The organism is Micromonospora sp. NPDC047670, from assembly GCF_043204915.1.
GTDB lineage: Bacteria > Actinomycetota > Actinomycetes > Mycobacteriales > Micromonosporaceae > Micromonospora.
In genome coordinates this window covers 78,298-93,566 of record NZ_JBIDDA010000019.1, presented here as the reverse complement: position 1 = coordinate 93,566, position 15,269 = coordinate 78,298, and the positions used below count along the sequence as shown (strand labels likewise).

Here is a 15,269-nt window from a genome sequence, read left to right as displayed (position 1 = left end):
GGTTCCTCGCGGAGTCGGTCGGACACGGTGTCGGAAGGACGGCTCCCGCCGTCCGGGGCGGCCGGACGGCCGTCAGAGGCCGAGTTCGGCGTCGATGAGGTCGAAGATCTCGTCGTCGCTGGCCCGGTCGAGGTCGATGTCGAGGTCGGGGTCCCCGCCCGAGCCGGCGCGCATCGTCCGCCACTTGGCGATCAGCACCTCCAGCCGGGAGCCGATCTGGGCGTGCAGCTCCGGCTCGACGCTGGCCTCGGTCAGCGAGCGTTCCAGGTTCTCCAGGTCCGCGAGGACCGGCGGCACCTCGGGGCCGGTGTCCGGCGCGAGCTGGGCCAGCAGGAACACGGCCAGCGCGTTCGGGTCCGGGTAGTCGAAGATCAGTGTGGCCGGCAGGCGCAGGCCGGTCGCCGTGGTGAGCCGGTTGCGCAGCTCGACGGCGGTCAACGAGTCGAAGCCGATCTGGCTGAACGCCCGGCCGGGGGCGACCGCCGCGCGGCTGCCGTGCCCGAGCACGCTCGCCGCCTGCTCGCGGACCAGGTCGACCAGCAGGGTGTGCCGGTCGGGACCGGCCAGGGCCGCCAGCTCGTCGGCGAGGGTGCGGCCGCCGGTGGCCGGGGCGGCCGACCGGGCGCTGGGCCGTTCCCGCCGGGTCAGGCCGCGCAGCAGGGCCGGGGGCCGCTCGACCTCGCCGAGCGCGGCGACGTCGATCCTGGTCGGCACCAGCACCGGCTCGGCCGTCCGCAGGCCCGCGTCGAACAGGGCCATGCCCAGGTCGGACGGGATCGCGAGCTGCCCGTCCCGGGCGGTGATGCGGGGGTCGGTCCGGTCCAGCTTGGCGGTCATCTCGCTGGCCTGCTCCCACAGGCCCCAGGCCAGCGACCGGCCCGGCAGCCCTTCGGCGCGGCGCGCCAGGGCCAGCGCGTCGAGGAACGCGTTGGCCGCCGCGTAGTTCGCCTGGCCGGGCACGCCGAAGACGCCGGCGCCGGAGGAGAACAGCACGAATCCGGCCAGGTCGAGGTGCCGGGTCAGCTCGTGCAGGTGCCACGCGGCGTCGAGCTTCGGCGCGAAGACCGTGTCGAGGCGCTGCGGCGTCAGGGCGGTGACCACGCCGTCGTCGAGCACACCGGCGAGGTGCACGACCGCGGTCAGCGGGTGCCGCGGCGGCACCGCGGCCAGCACTCCGGCCAGGCTGTCCCGGTCGGACACGTCGGCCGCCACCACCGTGGCCTCGGCGCCCAGGGACCGCAGTTCGGCGACCGCCTCGGCCGCGCCGGGCGCCCGCTCGCCCCGGCGGCTGACCAGCAGCAGCCGCCGCACGCCGTGCGTCTCGACCAGTCGCCGGGCGACCAGGCGGCCCAGGGTCCCGGTGCCGCCGGTCAGCAGCACGGTGCCGTCGGGGTCCCACGCCCGGGGCATGGTGAGCACCACCTTGCCGACGTGCCGGGCCTGGCTGACGTACCGGAACGCCGCCGGCGCCTGGCGCACGTCCCACGCCTGGGTGGGCAGCGGGGTGAGCGCGCCGCGTTCGAAGAGCCCCAGCAGCACGACGAGCATGCGCTGCACCTCGTCGGGGTCCTCGAGGGTCAGGTCGAAGGCGGTGTAGTCGACCCCCGGATGGTCGGCGGCGACCCGGGCGGCGTCCCGGATGTCCGTCTTGCCCATCTCGACGAACCGCCCGCCGCGTGGCAGCAGCCGCAGCGAGGCGTCGACGAACTCGCGGGCCAACGAGTCCAGCACCACGTCGACGCCCCGGCCGCCGGTGACGTCGGCGAACCGGGTCTCGAAGTCGAGGGTGCGGGACGAGGCCAGGTGATCCTCGTCGATGCCCATCGCCCGCAGGGCGTCCCACTTGGCGGGGCTGGCGGTGGCGAACACCTCGGCGCCGAGGTGCCGGGCGAGTTGCACGGCGGCCATGCCGACGCCGCCGGCCGCCGCGTGCACCAGCACCGACTCGCCCTTGGTGAGCCCGGCCAGGTTGACCAGGCCGTGGTACGCGGTCAGGAAGACCACCGGCACGGACGCGGCCGCCACGTACGACCAGCCGGCCGGCATCGGGGCCAGCAGCCGGCGGTCGGTGACCGCGACGGGCCCGAAGCAGCCGACGAACACCCCGAACACCCGGTCGCCGGGCCGCAGGTCCGTCACCTCGGCGCCCACCTCGACGACCTCGCCGGCGCCCTCGCCGCCGAGCGGCCCGGCGTCGCCGGGGTAGAGACCGAGCGCGTTGAGCACGTCGCGGAAGTTCAGGCCGGCGGCGCGGACGCGGACCCGCACCTCGCGGGGGCCGAGGACGGCGTCGGCGGCGTCGGTCGGGCTCAGGGTGAGGTTCTCCAGGCTGCCGCGCACCGGCGCGTCCAGCCGCCACGCGGCGGCGGGCGGTGCGGTCAGCTCGCCCGCCGACCCGGCGCGCGCCAGTCGTGGCACGTACGCCACGCCGCCCCGGATCGCCGCCTGCGGCTCGGCCGCCGCCAGTAGCGCGGCGACCTGGTCGGGACCGATCCCGTCGCCGTCGACGTCGACGACGACCACCTGGTCCGGGTTCTCCGACTGGGCGGAGCGGACCAGTCCCCACACCGCCGCGGCGGCCGGGTCGGTCACCTCGCCGGCGGCGTGCACGGCCACCGCGCCGCGCGTCACCAGCAGCAGCCGCGACGCCGCCCAGCGGGGCTCGGCGAGCCAGCGCCGGATCACCTCGAGGGCCCGGACGGCGGCGCGGCGGGCCGCGCGGGGGGTGGGCTGCCCGGGTGCCGCGTCGAGCGGCACGAGCACGGCCCCGGGCAGGTCCAGTCCCGCGTCGACGGCGTCGGCGAGCCCGTCCAGCCCTGGATGCAGGGGGAACCCGTCGAGGCCGGGGGCGACCGCCACGGCCGTGACCGGGGCGACCCCGTCGACCGGCGGCAACGGCGTCCAGTCGACGCGGAACAGGGCGTCCCGGGTGGCCCGGTCGTCGGTGACGGCCAGCTCCGTGGCGGAGATCGGCCGCATCGTCAGGGCGGTCACGTCGGCGACCGGGGCGCCGGTCGGGTCGGCGGCGGTCAGCGCGATGGCGTACGGCGCGACCTGGGTGAGCCGGATCCGCAGCGCGGTCGCGCCGGTGGCGTGCAGGGTGACGCCGTTCCAGGCGAACGGCAGCAGCAACCGGCCGGCCCCCGCCTCGGCGAGACCGCCGAAGTGCGCGGCGTGCAGGGCGGCGTCGAGCAGGGCCGGGTGCAGCCCGTACCGGTCTGCGTCGACCCGCTGGGCCGCCGGCAACTCCACCTCGGCGTAGACCTCGTCGCCGCTGGTCCACACGGCCCGCAGCCCCTGGAACGCCGGCCCGTACGCGTAGCCGTCGGCGGCGAGGCCGGCGTAGAAGCCGGTCAGGTCGACGGGGCGGGCGTCGCGCGGCGGCCAGTCGGCGAGCTGCGGCGGCGGGGCGGGCTGGTCGGCGGAGAGGGTCGCGCTGGCGTGTCGGGTCCACGGGCTCCCGGCCGGGCCGTCGGCGGGCCGGGAGTGCAGGGTCACCGGGCGGCGTCCGTCGTCGCCGGTCGGGCCGACCGCCACCTGCACCTGGGTGGCGCCGGTGGCGGGCAGCGTCAGCGGGGCCTCGATGACCAGCTCGTCGAGGACGGGGTGACCGATCTCGTCGCCGGCGCGCAGGCAGAGCTCCACCAGCCCGGTGCCGGGCACCAGCACGCTCTCGGTCACCCGGTGGTCGGCCAGCCACGGCTGGGCGTCGGTCGACAGCCGCCCGGTGAACAGGTGTCCCCTCGCCTCGGCCAGCGGGACCGACGCGCCGAGCAGCGGGTGCCCGGCGGCGTCCAGGCCGGCGGCGCCGACGTCGCCGGGGCCGGAGACGGGCCGGGGCCAGTAGCGGCGGTGCACGAACGCGTACGTGGGCAGGTCGACCCGCCGGCCGCCGGCCAGCGCGGGCCGCCAGTCCACGGGTACCCCGCGCACGTGCAGCTGGGCCGCCGAGAGCAGGAACCGCTGCCGGTCGCCCTGGTCGCGGTGCACGGAGCCGACCACCACGGTCTCGCCGTCGTGCTCGGCGAGGGTCTCCTCGATGCCCACGGTGAGCACGGGGTGCGGGCTGCACTCGACGTACGTGTCGTGGCCCTGGGCGGCCAGCGACCGGACCGCCCGCGCCAACTCGACCGGCTGCCGCAGGTTGCGGTACCAGTAGTCGGGGCCCATCTCCTCGCCGTCGAGCCAGCGCAGGTCGGTGGTGGAGAACAGCGGCACGGCCGCCGGGCCGGGGGCGAGGCCCGCCAGCACCTCCGCCAGCTCGTCGCGGATGCGTTCCACCTGTGCCGAGTGCGAGGCGTAGTCGACCGCGATCCGGCGCACCCGGACCTGCTCGCCGGCCAGCTCCGCGAGGAGTTCCTCCACCGCCTCGGGCTCGCCGGAGACCACCACGGCGGCCGGGCCGTTCACGGCGGCCACCGCGATCCGGTCGCCGAACCGGGCGACCCGCTCCCGGACCGTGTCGGCGGGGAGCGCGACGGAGGCCATCGCCCCGTGCCCGGCCAGGGCCCGCAGCGCGCGGCTGCGCAGCGCCACCACCCGGGCGGCGTCGGGCAGCGAGAGCACCCCGGCGACGCAGGCGGCGGCGATCTCGCCCTGCGAGTGGCCGACCACGGCGGCCGGCTGCACGCCGTACGAGCGCCACAGCTCGGCCAGCGACACCATCATCGCGAACAGGGCGGGCTGCACGACGTCGACCTCGTCGAGGCCGGGCGCGCCGGGCGCCCGGCGCAGCACGTCCAGCAGCGACCAGTCGAGGTACGGCCGCAGCGCCGCGTCGCAGGCCGCCATCCGCTCGGCGAACACCGGGGCCTGGTCGAGCAGTTCCAGCCCCATGCCGAGCCACTGGGAGCCCTGGCCGGGGAAGACGAAGACGCACCGGCCGGCGGGCCCGGCGTCGCCGCGTACCACCGCCGGGTCGGGGCGGCCCTCGGCGAGCGCGTCGAGGGCGGCGGCGATCCGGTCCGGCTCGGCGCCGACCAGCACCGCCCGGCAGTCGAAGGTGCTCCGGCTGGTGGCCAGCGACCAGGCCACGTCGAGCGGAATCTGGTCGGGCCGCTCGGCGAGGTGGGCCCGCAGCCGGCGGGCCTGCCCGGCCAGCGCCTCGGGGGTGCGCGCGGACAGCAGCCACGGCAGCGCCCGGGCGCCGCCGGCGACGGCCGGCGGTGGGCTGGACCCGGCGGCGGCCTCCGCGAGCGGGGCGGACGCGGCGGCCGCCGCCGACAGCGGCGACGGCCCGACCGCGGGCTCCGGGGCCGGTGCCGGCTCGGCGACCGCCTCGACGATCACGTGGGCGTTGGTGCCGCTGATACCGAACGAGGAGACACCGGCGCGCGCCGGCCGGTCCGCCCGGGGCCACGGGCGGGCCTCGGTGAGCAGCTCCAGGGAGCCGGAGTCCCAGTCGACGCGCGAGCTGCGCCGCTCGGCGTGCAGGGTGCGGGGCAACCGGCCGTGCCGCATGGCGAGGACCATCTTCAGCACCCCGGCGACGCCGGCCGCGGCCTGGGTGTGCCCGAGGTTGGACTTGACCGAGCCGAGCAGCACCGGCGGGGTGTCGGCCGGGCGCTGCCCGTAGGTGGCGAGGATCGCCTCCGCCTCGATGGGGTCACCCAGCGACGTGCCGGTGCCGTGCGCCTCCACCACGTCCACGTCGGCGGGGGTCAGCCCGGCGGCGCCCAGCGCGGCCCGGATGACCCGCTCCTGGGACGGCCCGTTCGGGGCGGTCAGCCCGTTGGACGCCCCGTCCTGGTTGACGGCCGAGCCCCGGACCACGGCGAGGACCGGGTGGCCCCGACGGCGGGCCTCGGAGAGGCGTTCCACCACCAGCATCCCGACGCCCTCGGACATGCCGAAGCCGTCGGCGTCCTCGGCGAACGCCTTGCACCGCCCGTCGGCGGCGAGGCCGCGCTGGCGGCTGAACCCGGTCAACCCGGCGGGGGTGGACATCACGGACACGCCGCCGGCCAGGGCCAGGTCGCAGTCGCCCTGACGCAGCGCCTGGACGGCCAGGTGCAGCGCCACGAGGGACGCCGAGCAGGCGGTGTCCACGGTGACCGCCGGCCCCTCCAGCCCCAGCGCGTACGCGACCCGCCCGGACAGGACGCTGCCGGCGGTGCCGGTGAGCAGGTGCCCCTCGTCGGCGGTGACCTCGCCGTCGTCGGAGGTGACGCCCGGGGCGACCTGGTCGGCGTAGTCCTGGCCGTGCGTGCCGGCGAAGACGCCGGTGCGGCTGCCGCGCAGGGTGACCGGGTCGATGCCGGCGCGTTCCAACGCCTCCCACGAGGTCTCCAGCAGCAGCCGGTGCTGCGGATCCATCGCGAGGGCCTCGCGGGGGCTGATGCCGAAGAACGCGGCGTCGAAGTCGGCGATGCCGGTGAGGAACCCGCCGGCCCGCACGTACGTGCGGCCGGGCGTGCCGGGCACCGGGTCGAAGAGGTCGCCCAGCGGCCAGCCCCGGTCGTCGGGCAGGTCGCCGATGACGTCCCCGCCGGCGTCGAGCAGCCGCCACAGCTCCTCGGGCGAGCCGATGCCGCCGGGGAACCGGCAGGCCATCGCGACGATGGCGACCGGCTCGTCGAGGGCGACGGTGGTCGCGTCGGTGACCTCGGTGGCGGCGGTGCCGAGCAGGCGGGCGTGCAGGTGCGCGGCGAGCAGCTCCGGGGTGGGGTGGTTGAACACGGCGTGCGGGGCGAGCCGGACGCCGGTGACCGCGGTGAGCCGGTTGCTCAGTTCCACCGCCATCAGCGAGTCGAAGCCGAGCTCCTTGAACGGGCGGCGCGGCTCGACCTGTTCGGGGCCGGTGTGCCCGACCACGGTGGCGCACCGGGTGCGCACCAGGTCCAGCAGCAGGGCGGCGCGGTCGGGCTCGGCCAGCTCGGCCAGCCGGTCGGCGAAGCTCGCGGCGGAGGTGGGGGCGGAGCCGGCGTTGACGGCCCGGCGGGGCGGCGGGGGCAGCAGCGCCCGCAGCAGGGCGGGCACCTCGCCGGAGGCCCGGACGGCGGCCAGGTCCAGCCCGATCGGCACCAGCGCCGGCAGGTCGGCGTGCAGCGCGGCGTCGAGCAGGGCCAGGCCGGCGGCCGCGTCCAGGGGCCGGGTGCCGCCCCGGGCGAGGCGGGCCAGGTCGGCCGGGGTGAGCCGGCCGGCCATCCCGTCCTCGGTGGCCCACAGCCCCCAGGCCAGGGACGTCGCGGGCAGGCCGTGGGCACGCCGGTGCGCGGCGAGCGCGTCGAGGAAGGCGTTGCCGGCCGCGTAGTTGCCCTGGCCGGGGCTGCCGAAGGTGGCGGCGGCCGAGGAGAACAGCACGAACGCGGCCAGGTCAAGGCCGGCGGTCAGCTCGTGCAGGTGCCAGGCGCCGTGCACCTTGGACCGCAGGGCACGCTCCCAGCGGGCCGGGTCGAGGTCGGTGAGCAGCGCGTCGTCGGTGGCCCCGGCGGCGTGCACCACGGCGACCAGCCGGCCGGCCAGCGGGGTGACGACGGCGGCGAGGGCCGCCCGGTCGGCGACGTCGACCGCGACCACCCGGACGGTGACGCCGGCGTCGGCCAGCGCGTCCGTCCAGTCGGCGGCCCGGCCGGTGCGGTTGAGCAGGACCAGTTCGGCGACGCCGTGGACGGTGGCGAGGTGGGTGGCGACGTGCCGGCCGATCCCGCCCGTGCCGCCGGTGACCAGCACGGTCCCGCCGGCCAGCGCCGGGACCGGCGTCCCGGCCGGGGGGTGCTCGACCGGGCGGAGCCGGGGCAGCAGGACACGGCCGTCGCGGACCGCGACCTGGGGTTCGTCCGCCGCGACGGCCAGCGCCGACCGGACGGTGGCGTCGTCGGTGGCGTCGAGGCTGAGCAGCAGGAACCGGTCGGGATGCTCGGTCTGGGCGACCCGGACCAGCCCGGCCACCGGGGCGTGCGCCAGGTCGCCGTCGCGGACGGCGACGGCCAGGCGGGTGGTCTCCGCGCGGGGATCGGCCAGCCACCGCTGGAGCACGTCGAGGACGGCGAGGCCGACGGCGTGCGCCCGGTCGGGCACCGGGCGGCCCGGGTCGCCGTCGCCGACGCGCAGCACCAGCAGCGGCGGCAGCGGCCCGTCCGGGGGCGTGTCGTCGGCGAGCGTCCAGGTGGGCGCCGGCGTCGCCGGGAACGCCGCCGGCAGCCAGTCGACGGCGTACAGCCCGGCGGGGGCGGCCGCGGGCGTCGGGGCGTCGGCGGGCGGCAGCGCCAGCGGCCGCAGCACCACCCGGTCCACGTCGAGCACGGGCGCCCCGGCGTCGTCGACGGCGCTCAGCGTCACCGCGTCCGCCCCGGCCGGGGCCAGGCTGACGCGCAGCGCGTACGCGCCGGTGGCGTGGACGCGCACCCCCGCCCAGTCGACGGGCGTCAGCCGCGCGCCGGGCCCGGCACCCGCCTCGTCGCCGGGTGCGCTGTCGGCCTCGCCGGCGGGCGCGAAGTCGGCGAGCAGGAGCAGGCGTAGGGCGGCGTCCAGCACCTGCGGGTGCACGCCGTACCGCTCGGCGTCCGGGTCGCGCGCGTCCTCGGGCAGGCGTACGTCGACGAAGAGCCGGTCGGCGGCGACCCACGCGGAGCGGACCAGTTCCCCGGCGATCGCCCGGCGCTGCGGGGTGGTCAGGTCCAACGGCCGGGCCCCGGTGGGCGGCCAGGCCGGGGCGCGGACGCCGAGCCCGCTCTCCTGGTCGGCGGGGCCGAGCACCGCCTCGGCGACCTCTTGCCACGGCTGCCCGTCGCCGGTGCGGACGTGGCAGCGCGCCGCCCGGCGCCCCCGCTCGTCGGGCGCGGAGAGGTCGACCTGCACGTCGACGGTCAGCTCGGCGGGCAGCGGCACCGGCTCGGGGACGCTCAGCCGCTCCACCGTCGGGGCGCCGAGCCGCTCGCCGAGGTGGGTGAGCATGTCCAGCAGGGCGGTGGCGGGCAGCAGCGCCGGCGCGCCGTCCCCGGTGGCGGCCAGCCACGGCCGGGTCGCCGCCGAGAGCTGGCCGGTGCAGACCACCTGGCCGGTGCCGGCGACCGGCAGCATCCCGCCGAGCAGCGGATGCCCGGCGTCGGCCAGCCCGGCCCCGGCCGGGCCGCCGGCCGCGGAACCGGCGGGCAGCCAGTAGTGGCGGCGCTGGAAGGCGTACGTGGGCAGGTCGACCCGGCGGTGCGGGCCGGGGCCGGCGAGGGCGGCGCGGTCCACGGCGACGCCCCGCACGTGCAGCCGCGCCACGGCGGCGAGCAGCGCCTCCGGCTCGCCGGAGACGCCCCGCACGGCGGGCACGAACGCCAGCTCGTCGGCCTCGGCGCCCAGGCAGTCCTGGGCCATCGCGGTGAGCACGCCGGCCGGGCCGACCTCCAGGAAGGTGGTGACCCCCTGGCGGTGCAGGGCCCGCACGCCGTCCTGGAAGCGGACGGTCCCCCGCACGTGTGCCACCCAGTGGTCGGGCGAGCAGAGCCGGGCCGGGTCGACGGGGTGACCGGTCAGGTTGGACACCACGGGCAGGTGCGGGGTGCGGTAGGCCAGTCCCGCCGCCACCTCGCGGAACGCGTCGAGCATCGGCTCCATGCGCGGCGAGTGGAAGGCGTGCGACACCCGCAGCCGGCTGGTCCGCCGCCCGGCCGCGCGCAGGGTGGCCGCGACGGCGAGCACGGCGTCGGTGTCGCCGGAGATGACGACGCTGGTCGGGCCGTTGACGGCGGCGAGACCCACCCGGTCGGTCAGGTGGGCGGCGACCTCGGCCTCGTCGGCCTCGACGGCGACCATGGCGCCCCCGGCGGGCAGCTGCTGCATCAGCCGGGCCCGAGCGGCGACGAGCGCCGCCGCGTCGGCGAGGGCGAACACCCCGGCCACGTGTGCGGCGGTCAGCTCGCCGACGGAGTGCCCGAGCAGCGCGTCGGGGCGGACACCCCAGGACTCCAGCAGCCGGTACAGGGCCACCTCGAAGGCGAACAGCCCCGGCTGGGTGTAGAGGGTCTGGTCGAGCAGGTCGGCCAGCTCGCCGCCCTCGGGGGCGAGGACGACGTCCGCGACGGGGTGCGGGGCGTGGCCGGCGAGGCAGCGGTCGAGTTCGGCGCAGGCCGCGTCGAACGCCTCGGCGAAGACCGGGTACGCCGCGTGCAGTTCGCGGCCCATGCCGGCGCGCTGGCCGCCCTGCCCGCCGAAGAGCAGGCCGAGCCGGCCGTCGACGACCCGGCCCGTCAGCACGGACGACGCGTCCGGTTCGCTCCGGGTCAGGGCGGTCAGTCCGGCGCGCGCGGCGGCCGGGTCGCCGGCCAGCACCACGGCCCGGTGTTCGAGGGCGGCGCGGGTGGTGGCGAGCGCGTGGCCGACGTCGGCCGGGTCGACGTCCGCGCCGGGCCCGTCAAGCCAGGTCAGCAGACGGGCCGCCTGGTCGCGCAGGGCCTCGCCGGAGGCCGCGGCGAGCAGCCACGGCACGGGCCGGCGGCCGGTGGGCCCGGTGCCCGGCGTCCGCTCGTCGACCGCCGACGCCGTGCCGCCGGTGGACGCCGGGACCTCCGGGTCGGCCGGGGGCGCCGGGACCTCCGGGTCGGCGGGGGGCGCCTCGACGATGACGTGGGCGTTGGTGCCGCTGATGCCGAACGAGGAGATGCCGGCCCGCCGGGGCCGCCGCACCTCGGGCCACGGGCGGGCCTCGGTGAGCACCTCGACCGCACCGGCGGACCAGTCCACCTCGGACGTCGGGGCGTCCACGTGCAGGGTGCGGGGCAGCGTCCCGTGCCGCATGGCGAGCACCATCTTGATCACCCCGGCGGCGCCGGCGGCGGCCTGGGTGTGGCCGAGGTTGGACTTCAGCGAGCCCAGCCGCAGCGGCTCGGCGTCGCCGCGTCCGGCGCCGTACGTGGCGAGCAGCGCCTGCGCCTCGATCGGGTCGCCGAGCCGGGTGCCGGTGCCGTGCGCCTCGACGGCGTCCACGTCGGCGGCGGTGAGGCCGGCGGCGGCCAGCGCGCGGCGGATGACCCGCTCCTGGGCGGGGCCGTTGGGGGCGGTGAGCCCGTTGGACGCGCCGTCGGAGTTGACGGCCGATCCGCGCAGCACGGCGAGGACGGGGTGCCCGCGCCGGCGGGCGTCGGAGAGCCGCTCCAGCAGCAGCACCGCGACGCCCTCGGACCAGCCGGTGCCGTCGGCGCCCTCGGCGAACGCCTTGCACCGGCCGTCCGGGGCCAGGCCGCGCTGCCGGCTGAACTCGACGAACGCCTGCGGGGTGCCCATCACCGCCACGCCGCCGGCCACCGCGAGGGAGCAGTCCCCGGCGCGCAGCGCCTGGGCGGCCAGGTGCAGCGCCACCAGCGACGACGAGCACGCCGTGTCGACGGTGACCGCCGGCCCCTCCAGCCCCAGCGCGTACGCGACCCGGCCGGAGACGACGCTGCCGGCGGTGCCGACGCCGAGGTAGCCCTCGGTGCCGGGCGGCGCCTGGCGCAGGTTCGCGGCGTAGTCGTGGTGCATGACGCCGGTGAAGACGCCGGTGGCGCTGCCGCGCAGCGAGGTGGGGTCGATGCCGGCCCGCTCGAACAGCTCCCAGGACGTCTCCAGCAGCAGCCGCTGCTGCGGGTCCATGGCCAGCGCCTCGCGGGGGCTGATCGCGAACAGGGTGGCGTCGAAGTCCGCCGCGTCGGGCAGGAAGCCACCCACCCGGACGTACGAGGTGCCGGGGCGGTCGGGGTCGTCGGAGAACAGGCGCGCGAGGTCCCAGCCCCGGTCGGCGGGAAACTCGGTGAGCCCCTCCCGCCCCTGGTCGACCAGGTCCCACAGCTCCTCGGGGGAGCCGACGCCGCCGGGCAGCCGGCAGGCCATGGCGACGACGACCACCGGGTCGTCCGTCGTGGACGGTGCGGAGGGCCGGTCGGATACGGATGCGGGCTCCGGGGTGTCGCCGCGCAGCCGGGCGGCGAGGTGCCGGGCGAGGGCCTCCGGGCTGGGGTGGTCGAACGCGGCCGTGGCGGAGAGCCGTACGCCGGTGGCCCGGGCCAGCCGGTCGCGCAGGGAGACCGCGCTGACCGAGGTGAAGCCGAGTTCCTTGAAGGCCCGGGCCGGGCGGACGGTAGCCGGACCGGGCAGGCCGGCCACCTCGGCGGTGGCGGCGCGGACGAGGTCGAGCAGGAGCCGGTCGCCCTCGGCGGTGCTCAGCGCGGACAGCCGGCGGCGCAACTCGGCGGCGTCCCGGTCGTCCGCGGCGTCGCGGGCGGCCACCCGGGGCGTACGCCAGGCGGGGTGGGCGTCGGCGTGGCCCGCCGGACGGCCGAGCAGGACCAGGTCGTCACCGTCGTGGGCCACGTCGAACGCGGCGAGGTCGGCGCGCGCCTCCGCCGGTGAGCCACCGGCGGCCTGCCCGGTCGCAGGCGACGCCGACGACGTCCGGTCGCCGGTGTCCAGGTGTGCGGTCGTGCCCACGAGCCGAGCCGGGAGGCCGGCGGCCCGACGGTGGGCGAGCAGGGCGTGCAGGGCACCGACGGCCGAGGCCGCCCGCTCCCGGTCGGCGGCACCCAGCAGCAGGGCGGACGGCGCGAGGACGGTGAACGCGGTCCCCGGGCGCCGGGTCCCGGCGTCCAGCCCCGCGGCGAGGCCGAGCAGCCGGGCGACGGCGTCGTCGTCGGTCAGGTCGCCTGCGGACGGGCAGAGGAAGACCCCGCCGAGGGGTTCGTCACCCGCCCGGTCGGCGGGCAGCACGACGGCCTCGGCGCCGGCGGCGGTCAGCTCGGCGGCCAGGTCAGCCAGGGCGGGCGCGGCCGTGGCGTCGGCGTGCGGCAGCCGCAGCCGGCGGACGCGGTGGGCGGCGACGAGGTGCCGGGCCAGCGCCGCGCCGGTCGGCCCGTCGGCGCCGGTGACCACGACCGGGTGGGCCGGGTCGACCACGGCGGCCCCCCGCGCCGGCATGTTCGCGGGGGCGGGCGCGAGCACCGCGTGCCGGGCGGCCCCGGCGCGGAGCGCGACCTGCGCGGCCCCGGCGTCCACCGCGGCCGGCAGCAGGGCGATCGAGGCCGCGTCGCCGTCGTGGTCGATGAGCACGATCCGGTCCGGGTGCGCGGCCTGCAGGCAGCGCCCGAGGGCCTGGACCGCCCCGGCCGCCGGGTCGACCCCGGCCGCCACGCCGGGCGCGGGGGCGGGCTCGGGGGTCGTGCCGGTCGCGGCAGCGGCCTCGGCGGGGCCGTCGGACCCGGCGTCGCCGGCGGCGGTGGTCGCGTCGGATCCGGCATCGGGGTCTCGGGGCGGGGCCGTCAGCAGCACCAGGCGGGCGCCGGCGAACCGGTCGTCGTCGAGCCAGCCGCGCAGCCGGTCGGCGAGTTCCCCCGGCGCGGCGTCCGCCGGCTCGACCGCCAGGACCGTCACGTCGGGCACGTCCGGGTCGTCACGCAGGGCGGCGAGGTTCCGGTGGGCCCGGAACCGGTCCCCCGCCGACGCGGCGCGCAGCACCTCCACCAGGGCCGCGCTCGCGCCCCCGACGACCGCCCAGCGCCGGGTCGGGGCGGTCGCGGCCAGGGCCGCCGTGGGGACGGGCGACCCGACCGGCGCTACGGCGGTCAGGTCCAGCGGCTGCCAGGTGAGCCGGCTCAGCGTCTCGTGGTGGCTGCCGTTGACCGCGCGGAGCCGGGCGGGCCGGTCGAACAGCAGCCGGCGGGTGACCTTCCCGGAGGCGGTGCGGGGCACCTGACCGATCTCGTACAGCTCCTCCGGGACCTTGTGGTAGGAGAGCCTCTCCCGGCAGGCCGCGTACGCGGCCCGGGGGTCGAGACCCTCCGGCCCGGGCACCACGAACGCCACCGGCACCTCACCGAGCACGTCGTGCGGCCGGCCGGTCACCGCCACGTCGGCGACGCCGGGCACCGCGCGCAGCGCCTCCTCCACCTCGGCCGGGTGGATCTTCTCGCCGCCCCGAATGATCAGCTCCTGGTACCGACCGGTGACGAAGATGTTGCCTTCGGCGTCGCGACGCGCCAGGTCACCGGTGCGGTACCAGCCGTCGCGCAGCGCGGCGGCGGTGACCTCCGGCAGGCCGTGGTAACCGAGCATGAGGCTCGGCCCACGGACCCACACCTCGCCCTCGGCGCCGGTCGGCACGTCCAGGCCGGTCTGCGGGCTGACCAGGCGCACCTCGACGCCCGGCACCGCGAGCCCGCAGGACCCCTCGACGCGGGGCCGGTCGGGCCGGGTGACGGCGATCGAGCCGCAGGTCTCCGTGCTGCCGTACGCGTCGAGCAGCGGCGCGTCGAAGACCTCCTCGAAGGCCCGGCGCAGCGCGCCGGTCGTGATCGCCCCGCCGACCAGGCAGACCCGCAGGGCCGGGGCGCGGAAGCCGGTCTCCCGGGCGGCGGTGACCAGGTGGTGGTACATGGCCGGCACACCGGCGAGCACGGTGGCCTCGTCCTCGTCGACCGCGCGCAGCACGTCGTCGGCGGAGAAGCCGTCGACGAGCCGGGCCGTGGCGCCGACCGCGGTCACGCTGAGCACGCACCCGATGTGGGAGAGGCTGTGGAACAACGGCAACGGCCAGACCACCCGGTCGGCGGCGGTGAGCCCGGGGATCGGCACGTAGCAGGAGGCGACCGACCAGAGGCAGGTGCGCTGCGTGGAGAGCACGCCCTTGGGCCGGCCGGTGGTGCCGGAGGTGTAGAGCATCCAGGCGACCTCGTCGAGGCCCAGGTCGTCGCGGGCGTCCACGCCCGGCTCGGCGTCGACGAGTTCGCGCCAGGCGGTGACCCCGTCGGGCATCGGGCCGTCGCCGGTGGCCACCACCCGCAGGGCCGGCCGGTCGGCGCGCAGCCGCAGCAGCTGGTCGAGGTGCTGCGGGTCGGTGACCACCAGCACCGCGCCGGAGTCGTCCAGCAGGTGGGCCAGCTCGGCCTCGGTGCTGCGCGGGTTCAGCGGCACGCCGACCGCGGCGGCCCGCGTGACGGCGAGCCAGGTCTCCACCGTCTCCACCCGGTTGCCGAGGCAGAAGGCCACCCGGTCGCCGCGCCCGACGCCCGACGCCGCGAGGTGCCCGGCCAGCCGGCGGGTCCGCGCCGCCAGGTCGGCGTACCCGACCGCCCGGCGGTCGTCGCGGAACGCGACCTTGTCGCCGAACCTGGCGGCGTGTGCCGCGAGCAGATCGGGCAACGGCTGGATCAGGTCGCTCCGAAGCATGTCACCACATCCGTCCGTCGGCGAGACTCCTCGTCCGCGGCGTAGACCTCGCTCGCCGTAACGGCCCAAGTCTTCCGAGCGCCCCGCCGGCAACCTACCCCTGTCACCCCCTAAGTCGTCCCCAGATCCGGCCGCCGATCGGATGG

1 protein-coding gene is annotated in these 15,269 nt (G+C 78.1%); it reads right to left on the bottom strand.

Annotation, left to right across the window (positions count from 1 at the left end):
- Positions 1-72 precede the first annotated feature (72 nt).
- Positions 73-15,123, bottom strand: a complete 15,051-nt coding sequence (locus ACGF7U_RS29235) for an SDR family NAD(P)-dependent oxidoreductase (protein ID WP_393112122.1) — start codon at positions 15,121-15,123, stop codon at positions 73-75.
- Between the last annotated feature and the right edge of the window lie 146 nt (positions 15,124-15,269).

What these genes read in the sequence shown, in the direction of transcription:
- ACGF7U_RS29235 (WP_393112122.1), bottom strand. Translation starts at nt 15,123, where the DNA reads ATGCTTCGGAGCGACCTGATCCAGCCGTTGCCCGATCTGCTCGCGGCA.